This is a genomic window from Corallococcus praedator (genome assembly GCF_003612125.1).
GTDB lineage: Bacteria > Myxococcota > Myxococcia > Myxococcales > Myxococcaceae > Corallococcus > Corallococcus praedator.
In genome coordinates this window covers 1-8,946 of sequence record NZ_RAWI01000377.1, presented here as the reverse complement: position 1 = coordinate 8,946, position 8,946 = coordinate 1, and the positions used below count along the sequence as shown (strand labels likewise).

The 8,946-nt window shown below is 68.3% G+C and carries 6 protein-coding genes; 4 read left to right on the top strand and 2 right to left on the bottom strand.

Annotated elements, in window-relative coordinates; translation table 11 throughout:
* Positions 1-206 precede the first annotated feature (206 nt).
* Together rpmE and D7Y13_RS33240 are read left to right on the top strand one after the other, a co-directional pair.
* Entirely contained in the window at positions 207-467 is a 261-nt protein-coding gene (gene rpmE, locus D7Y13_RS33245; RefSeq protein WP_120533997.1) for a 50S ribosomal protein L31, read from the top strand.
* Positions 468-675: 208 nt separating this feature from the next.
* The gene (locus D7Y13_RS33240) at positions 676-1,554 is read left to right on the top strand and encodes a DNA-methyltransferase (RefSeq protein WP_120533996.1); all 879 of its coding nucleotides are present in this window, start codon (positions 676-678) and stop codon (positions 1,552-1,554) included.
* Positions 1,555-1,561: 7 nt separating this feature from the next.
* Here D7Y13_RS33240 and D7Y13_RS33235 read toward each other — a convergent pair whose 3' ends face one another.
* Entirely contained in the window at positions 1,562-3,316 is a 1,755-nt protein-coding gene (locus D7Y13_RS33235; RefSeq protein WP_120533995.1) for a M1 family metallopeptidase, read from the bottom strand.
* Between the two features lie 124 nt (positions 3,317-3,440).
* Between D7Y13_RS33235 and D7Y13_RS33230 the strand changes: the two genes are divergently transcribed.
* Both D7Y13_RS33230 and D7Y13_RS33225 read left to right on the top strand, forming a co-directional pair.
* Positions 3,441-5,831 (top strand): 3-hydroxyacyl-CoA dehydrogenase/enoyl-CoA hydratase family protein, encoded by a 2,391-nt coding sequence (locus D7Y13_RS33230; protein WP_120533994.1) that lies wholly within the window; start codon positions 3,441-3,443, stop codon positions 5,829-5,831.
* A gap of 80 nt (positions 5,832-5,911) precedes the next feature.
* Positions 5,912-7,084 carry a thiolase family protein gene (locus D7Y13_RS33225; protein WP_120533993.1) on the top strand — a complete coding sequence of 391 codons (1,173 nt, stop codon included), beginning with the start codon at positions 5,912-5,914 and terminating at the stop codon, positions 7,082-7,084.
* Positions 7,085-7,137: 53 nt separating this feature from the next.
* On the opposite strand, the gene D7Y13_RS33220 is transcribed toward D7Y13_RS33225, so the two are convergent.
* Positions 7,138-8,946: MutS-related protein (locus D7Y13_RS33220; RefSeq protein WP_120630893.1), on the bottom strand; the 1,809-nt coding region annotated here is incomplete at its 5' end.

The window sequence follows — 8,946 nt, the reverse complement described above, 5'->3', positions numbered from 1 at the left end:
CACCCCGGGTACGACCTAGGGCCCGTCCCCCCGCAAGCCCCCCGGGCGACCTGGTTTTCCGCTCCCGGTTCCCCTCTGGGGAGGCCCCGGGGACGTCACCTGACCTTGAGAAAGCGCGGGCCGGCCGTTATAAGCTCCGACCCAACTACAACGCTGGACCTCCCATCCGTCAGGGGTGGGGGCAAGGCGCACTGGAGAGAAGCACCATGAAGCCCGACATGCACCCCGTCTATCCGCCCGCGCGCATCACCTGCTCGTGCGGCAACGTCATCGAGACGAAGTCGACCCGCGGCTCGTTCGGCGTGGAACTGTGCTCGAACTGCCACCCGTTCTTCACCGGCAAGTACAAGCTGATGGACACGGCGGGCCGCATCGACAAGTTCAAGAAGCGCTACGCGAACAACCCGCCCAGCATCAAGACCGGCGCGAAGACGACCGAAGTCGCCGAGCCCGAGAAGAAGGCTTAAAGCCGCTTCCGCTCAGACATTCGCAGTGCCCACGAGCAGGTCGTGGAGGGCCTCCAGAAACAGAGGCGCTCCCGTCCTGCTCGCGGTGTTTCTGGCGCTGGTGCCACGTCAAGTTTCAGGGTGCTACAGGCCAGAAATTCGACGTAGCAGCAGACTGACCGCACAGTCCGCCCCGTCCCGAAGACGTGTGTCCGAAGACGGAGGCGAGATGTTCGCGGAAGCTGCTGCCCCTAGCCTGAAGGTTGTTCGACGCTCCCTCAACGACAGCGTCTACGCGAAGCGCGGGGAGGACTACACGCTCCTCCAGGGCGACAGCCTGGAGCTGATGGCGCAGCTGCCGGAGCAGTCCTTCGACCTCATCTTCGCGGACCCGCCCTACTTCCTGTCCAACGGCGGCACCACCTGCAAGAACGGCAAGCGCGTCTCCGTGGCCAAGGGCCAGTGGGACGTCTCCCGCGGGGTGGAGGAGGACCACGCCTTCACGACGAAGTGGCTCGCCGCCTGCCAGCGCCTGCTGCGCCCCTCCGGCACGCTGTGGGTGAGCGGCACCCAGCACGTCATCTTCAACGCCGGCTTCGCCATGCAGAAGCTGGGCTACAAGCTGCTCAACACCGTCACCTGGTACAAGCCCAACGCGAGCCCCAACCTGGCGTGCCGCTACTTCACGCACTCCACGGAGCTGCTCATCTGGGCCTCGCCGAAGACGGGCGGCAAGCTCCAGCACGTCTTCAACTACCAGCGCATGAAGGCGGAGAACGGCGGCAAGCAGATGCGCGACGTCTGGGCCCTGCCGCGCAACGGTGACGAGGAGCTCACCGCCGACGGCGCCGGCCGCATGTGGACGCAGACGGCGCCTCGTGGCGAGGAGAAGGCCTTCGGCAGCCACCCCACCCAGAAGCCGGTGGCCCTGCTGGAGCGCATCCTGGAGGCCAGCTGCCCGGAGAACTCGCTGGTGTTGGACCCCTTCAACGGCAGCGGCACCACCGGCGTGGCCGCCCTGAAGCACGGCCACCGCTACGTGGGCATCGACATGAACCCGGAGTATCTGGCGCTCTCCAAGAAGCGCCTGGAAGCGGCGCGCAAGTAGTTCCGCCTCACGCGCGGGCGAGGATGAGCTCGACGCCCTGCCGCGCGATGGGGTGATAGCGCGCCCCATGCTTCTCGAACGCGGCGCGCGCCACCTTGCGGTAGTCGCGCGACGAGGCGAGCACGCTGTAGAGCGGCTTCAGGTACTTCATCCGGCCCACCTCGCCGAGGAACTCCTCGGCACGGTGGAGCGCCGGCTCGAAGCCCGCCCGCAGCGCCGCCACCAGCCACGCCACCAGCACCTCCGAGTTGCGGCTCTTCGTGAGCGCGTAGCGCGCGTCCAGCTGGCGGAATATGTCCAGCGACGTGTCCGGCGGCATGGACTCCAGGAAGAGCTGCCACTCGGTGGGCGTCCAGTCCTTCACCGCGTCTTGCGTCGGCACCTGTCCGCGCAGCGCCTCCAGCGCCTCCAGCCGCGCTGAATGCGGACGGGGCGCGCTCGGCGGAACGCCGGGCCGGTTCAGGTACGCGTCCGCGTCCACCTTCGCCAGCGCGCCCGGCAGCTCCTTCTCCGTGAAGAGGATGAAGTCCTCCGTGGTGAGCGCCTGGAAGCGGTACGTCGCCAGGTAGCGGCGCAGGTAGCCGTCGAAGGCCGGACGGCCCACCGCGTCCTCCAGCGCGCGCAGGAGCAGGTAGCCCTTCTCGTAGGGAATCTGGGAGAAGGCCTCGTCGGGATCCACGCCGGCCAGGTGCGTGCGCAGCGACGTGAGCTGTGGGTGCGCGCGGAAGTGGTGCAGCGCTTCGTCCAGGGAGCGGCGCCCCAGCGCCGCGTGCAGCGCCGCGACCTCCGGTCCGGCCAGCGCCTCCAGGATGCGGCGCTCGGCGAAGACGGTGAAGCCCTCGTTGAGCCAGAAGTGCTCCGCGGACGCGTTCGTCACCAGGTTGCCCGTCCACGAGTGCGCCAGCTCGTGCGCCACCACGTTCACCAGGCTCTTGTCGCCCGCGATGAGCGTGGGCGTGAGGAACGTCAGGCGCGGGTTCTCCATGCCGCCGTACGGGAACGAGGGCGGCATCAACAGCAGGTCGAAGCGCTCCCAGTCATACGGCCCGAAGAGCGACTCCGCGGCCTTCAGCATGTCGTCCACGCCCGCGAACTCGTCCGCCGCGTCCTCCAGCGCCTCCGGCTCCGCCCACACCCGCGAGCGCGGCCCCAGCTCCTTGGGCGCGAGGCTGCCCACCGCGAACGCCAGCAGGTATGGGGGCACCGGCTGGGGCATCTCGAAGTGCTCCTCCGCCTCCACGCCGTGCTCCTCGCGGCGCACGAAGCTCGCCGCCATCACGGCCTTGAGCCCCTTGGGCACGCGCAGCGACGCGCGGTAGCGGATGCGCAGCCGGGGCGTGTCCTGCAGCGGCACCACGCTGCGCGCGTGGATGGCCTGGCACTGGCTGAACAGGAACGGCTGATGTCCCCCCGCCGTCTGCGAGGGCAACAGCCACTGCAGCGCGCTCGCCTCCGGGGAGGTGCGGTAGCGCACCGTGAGCTGCTTGAGCCCTTCGGGCAATTGGATGCGCAGCCGGCTCCCCAGGATGGGCTCGGGAGGGGAGAGGATGTAGGGCAAGGGGCGACCCTGGGCATCCACGACGGCGCGGATGTCCAGGTCGCGGGTGTCCAGGTCGAGGGGGCCGGCTGACGCCTCCTTGAGGGTCAGCGTGGCCTCCGCGTGCAGGCGACGCGTCCGGAAATCGACGCGGGCCTTCCAGTCCAGCGTTTCCGTCTCAGGCTGCGTGCTGTCGTTGTACGAGTGCGGGTCGAGGCGAGCCATCCCCGACTTGTAGTCGGGGAGGCGACCTCCTGGCGAGCACACCCGACGGCAATGCCGGTTGACTTCCGGGTCAATCGCCTACATTTGTGCAGTCCCCTACTTCCCTTAAGGGAGCCAATTTCCGATGACGACCCGGATCCGAAAAGTGGCGGTGCTTGGCGCTGGCGTGATGGGCAGCGGCATCGCCGCGCATCTGGCCAACTCCGGCGTTCGCGCCCTGTTGCTGGACATCGTTCCCCCCAAGGCCGCACCGGGGGAGGACACCGCCTCCAAGGCGTTCCGCAACAAGTTCGCCCAAGGCGCGCTCGCCAACCTGCGCAAGCAGAAGCCCAGCCCCATCGTGTCCGAGCAGGTGTTCACCGCCATCGAGGTGGGAAACCTGGAGGACGACCTCGCCCGGCTCGCGGAATGCGACTGGATCATCGAGGTGGTGAAGGAGGACCTGGCCGTCAAGCAGGCCCTGTTCGCCAAGGTGGAGAAGCACGCGCGCAAGGACGCCATCATCAGCTCCAACACGTCCGGCCTCTCCATCGTCGGGATGACGGAAGGCCGTGGCGCGGAGTTCAAGAAGAACTTCCTGGTCACGCACTTCTTCAACCCCGTGCGCTACATGAAGCTCTTGGAGCTGGTCTCCGGCCAGCACACCGACCCGGAGGTGGTGAAGACCATCCACCGCTTCGGTGAAGAGGTGCTCGGCAAGGGCATCGTCTACGGCAAGGACACCACCAACTTCATCGCGAACCGCATCGGCGTGTACGGGATGATGCGGACCATCTCCGAGATGTCCAAGACGGAGATGTCCATCGAAGAGGTGGACAAGATCTTTGGCCCGGCGATGGGCCGTCCCAAGTCGGCAGTTTTCCGCACCGCCGACATCGTGGGCCTGGACACGTTCACCCACGTGGCGAAGAACTGTTACGACACGCTCACGCACGACGAAGAGCGCAACGTCTTCGCCATCCCCGACTTCCTCCAGAAGATGGTGGAGAAGGGGATGCTGGGCGACAAGAGCGGCGGCGGCTTCTACAAGAAGGACAAGTCCGCGGGCGGCAAGGACATCCTCGCGCTGGACCTGAAGTCGTTGGAGTACCGGCCCCAGGCCAAGGTGCGCTTCGACTCGCTGGGCGCCGCGAAGGACATCGAGAACGTCCGTGAGCGCGTCGCGTCCGTGATGAACGCGACCGACAAGGCGGGCACGTTCGCCGAGCGCGTCACCCTGGACGTGCTGGCCTACTCCAGCCGCCGCATCCCGGAGATCGCGGACGACGTGGTCAACGTGGACCGTGGCGTGCGCTGGGGCTTCGGCTGGGACCTGGGTCCCTTCGAAGTGTGGGACGCGTACGGCGTGCAGAAGGGCGTGGAGCGCATGAAGGCGCTGGGCCTGAAGCCCGCCGCCTGGGTGGAGGAGATGCTGGCCAAGGGCCGCACGTCCTTCTACGGCGTGAAGGACGGCCGCGACACCTACTGGGACATCCCGTCCAAGTCGGAGAAGGCCGTCGTCGAGAACGCGCGCACCTTCCGCGTGGAGTACCTCAAGCGCGGCAACAAGAAGATCACCGGCAACGACAGCGCCACGCTGTGGGACACCGGCGACGGCGTCACGCTGCTGGAGTTCCACTCCAAGATGAACTCCATCGACGATGACATCATCGCGATGATGAACACCGCGCTCGACGAGACGGAGAAGAACCACAAGGGCCTGGTCATCGGCAACGACGGGTCCAACTTCTCCGCCGGCGCGAACATCATGGCCATGCTGATGGCGGCCAAGAGCGAGGACTTCGACTCCATCCGCGCGATGGCGTCCAAGTTCCAGCAGGCCAACCAGCGCATGCGCTACAGCCCCGTGCCCGTCGTGACGGCGCCCTTCAACCTCACGCTGGGCGGCGGCGCGGAGGTCACCATGGGTGGCAACGCGGTGCAGGCGAGCGCGGAGCTGTACATGGGCCTCGTGGAGGTCGGCGTCGGCCTCATCCCCGGCGGCGGCGGCACCATGATGCTGCTGCGCAACGTGTTCGGCGCGTACGCGGCGGACAAGGACTTCGACTCGCTGCCCTTCCTCAAGAAGGTGTTCCTCGCCATCGGCACCGCGAAGGTGGCGACGAGCGCGGAAGAGGCGCGCGAGTTCGGCTTCCTGTCGGCCCAGGACGGCATCACGGGCAACCGTGACTTCCTGTTGTCGGACGCGAAGTCGCGCGTGCTGGGTCTGGCGAATGGCGGCTTCCGCCCGCCGCGTCCCACGCGCTTCCGGCTGCCGGGCCCCAACGGCGCGGCCACCATCGACATGATGTTGTACGACATGCAGCTCAACAACCAGATCAGCGCCCACGACCGGAAGATCGCCCAGAAGCTGGCGCGCGTGCTGTCCGGCGGCGACACCAGCCCCTCGGTGCTCGTGAGCGAGGACAAGCTGCTGGAGCTGGAGATGGAAGCGTTCCTGAGCCTCATCGGTGAGGAGAAGACCCAGGACCGCATGATGTTCATGCTCGAGAAGGGCAAGCCGCTGCGCAACTAGCGCGAGGCGTTTACCCATGGGTTGCCAGAATCGAAATCCGAAGCACGCCCGGACGCTGTCCGGGCAGGGAGACACCTGACATGTCCAGCCGAGTCGTGATTGCCAGCGCGGTGCGCACCCCCTTCACCCGCGCGCACAAGGGTGAGTTCAAGGACACGCGTCCGGATACGCTCGCGGCCCTTGCCATCAAGGAAGCCGTCGCCCAGGTCCCCGGCCTGAAGGCGTCGGACGTGGAAGACGTCATCATGGGCTGTGCCATGCCGGAGGCCGAGCAGGGCATGAACGTCGCCCGCAACGCCAGCCTGCTCGCGGGCCTGCCGGACACCGTTCCCGGCATGACCATCAACCGCTTCTGTTCCTCCGGCGTGCAGTCCATGGCGCAGGCGGCGCAGGGCATCAAGTCCGGGATGATGCAGGTGGCCATCGCCGGTGGCACCGAGTCCATGACCATGGTGCCCATGGGCGGCAACAAGGTCTCCGCCAACCCGGAGATCATGGAGAAGCTGCCGGAGGTCTACACCTCCATGGGCGCCACGGCGGAGAACATCGCGTCCCGCTACAACGTCACCCGCGAGGACTCGGACAAGTTCGCCGCGGAGAGCCAGCGCCGGGCGGCCACCGCGCGGGAGCAGGGCAAGCTCAAGGATGAGATCTTCCCTGTCACCACGACGATGTACGACGAGGACGGCGTCGCGAAGCAGGTGACCGTCTCCGTGGACACCATCATGCGTCCGGAGACGACGGTGGAGGGCCTGTCCAAGCTGCGCCCGGCGTTCAACGCCAAGGGCGTGGTGACGGCGGGCAACGCCTCTCCGCTGACCGACGGCGCGGCCGCTGCGGTCCTCATGAGCGAGGAGAAGGCGAAGGAGCTCAACGCCAAGGCGCTGGGCTACTTCGTGGACTACGTGGTCGCCGGCGTGCCGCCGGAGATCATGGGCGTGGGTCCGGTGCCGGCCATCCGCAAGCTGCTGGAGCGCAACAAGCTGAAGGTGGAAGACATCAGCGTCTTCGAGCTCAACGAGGCCTTCGCGGCGCAGGCGCTGCACTGCATCCGCGAGCTGGGCATCCCGCTGGACAAGGTGAACCCCAACGGCGGCGCCATCGCCCTGGGTCACCCGCTGGGCGTCTCCGGCGCGCGCATGGTGGCCACCATCCTGCGCGAGCTGAAGCGCCGCGACGGCCGCTACGGCGTCGTCAGCATGTGCATCGGCGGTGGCATGGGCGCCGCGGCGCTCGTGGAACTCGCGAAGTAATCCGCTTCCGCTTCGCGCCCCTCGGTTGAACGCGAGGGGCGCGAAAGGCGATGTCAGGAGGCCGGGGCGTCCGGGTCGTGTACCGGGACGCCCGCCAGGCGCAGCACCCGCAGCGCGTTGGTGGTGTCCACCACCCCCTGCCGCAGCCGGTAGTCGAACACCATCTTCCCGTCCTCCAGGTGGTCGCGGAAGTGCACGTTGACCACGTGCGCGTCCTTCTCCTCCGCCAGCACCGTCATGGACAGGTCGTGCGTCGTCACCGCGCCGCAGGTGCCGGAGGCGAGCAGCAGCCGCAGCACCTCGCGCGAGGCAATCTGGCGCTCGCGGGTGTTGGTGCCCAGCAGGATTTCGTCCAGCAGGAACAGGGCCTGGCCGTGCGCGGCCTGGGCCGCGTCCAGCACCATCTTCAGCCGCTGCACCTCCGCGTAGAAGTACGACACGCCACGCTCCAGCGAGTCCTTCACGCGCATGCTGGTGAGCACCTGCAGCGGTGACAGGCGCAGCGTGGCCGCGCACACCGGCGCGCCGGCCAGGGCCAGCACCACGTTGGCGCCCAGCGCGCGCATCAGCGTCGTCTTGCCGCTCATGTTGGAGCCGGTGATGATCAGCGCGTGCCGGGGGCCCGGCAGCGACACGTCGTTGGCCACCGGCGCGTCCAGGAGAGGGTGTCCCAGCGCGGTGGCCTCCACGCGCGGGCCCTGCGACTCCAGCTCCGGCCACGTGAAGGCGGGCCGGTCATGGGCGAGCCCGCCCAGGCAGCAGAGGGCCTCCAGCTCCGCCAGGCCCTCGAACCACTGACGCACGTCGCGGCCGTGCGCGGCGCGCCAGTTCTCCAGCGCGAAGAGGGCGTGGATGTCCCAGAGCGTGAGCCAGTGCACCACGGCGTGGAACTGGTGCCGCTTGAACTCGATGAGCGAGTACAGCCGGCTGAAGCGCTGGAAGAGGGCCGACACGGGCGGGCCCTTGCCGGGGTTCAAGCCGGACTGGAGCTCTTTCAGGCGGGGGTGCTGGAAGGACTGCTTCTCCGCGCGCTCGAAGAGGGCCGCGTAGCGCACGAAGCCGCGCTCGCCGCGCTCCACCGCCTCGTCCATCCGCTTGAGCGTGGCGCGCGTGGCCACCGCGATGCCCAACTGCGCGAACAGTCCAATCCACACGAGGCTGTCTGGAATCACCCCCACCGTGCCCAGGATGAACAGGGTGAGCGTCATCAGGGGCAGCGCCACCGCCAGGGGCCGCGACCAGCGGATGGCGTCCAGCGACGGGCCGGACTCCGCCCACTGGATGAACAGCTCCGGGTCCGCCTTCTCCTTCGCCACCACGCGGGCGTCCACGCAGAGCTCCTGGCGGAAGTCCACGAGCGGGGCCAGCTCCCGGGCCGCGCCCTGCCGGGTCACCACCGTGTCGGCGGACGCGGGGGCGGCCAGCCACGCCGCCAGCCGCTCCTCGCCCGCGCGCGTCGCCGTCTCGTTGATGAGCTGGAAGAGGCTGCCCTGGCCAAAGACATCCAGGTCCGTGGCGTACAGGTGGGTGGCGGACAGGAACCGCTCACCGGTGTCCGTGAAGGCGTGCCATCCGCCCTCCAGCCGCGCCAGCCCCCGCTCGTTGAGGAGCACGAAGAGCCGGGCCCGCTGCTCCTTGAGGAACACCTGGTGGTGCAGCACCGCCAGCAGGCCGTAGACGGCGAGGGCGCCCGCCGCCGCCCACCACCAGGGCTTGGGCAGCCGGCCCAGGAGCGTGAGCACCGCGATGCCGGCGGCCACCACGAAGGCCACGGTGCGCAGGTTGGCGTACCTCGCGCTGATGCGGTCCAACACCGTCAGGTCCGCCTGGGCGGCGGCGCGACGGTCGGTGTACGTGCGGTG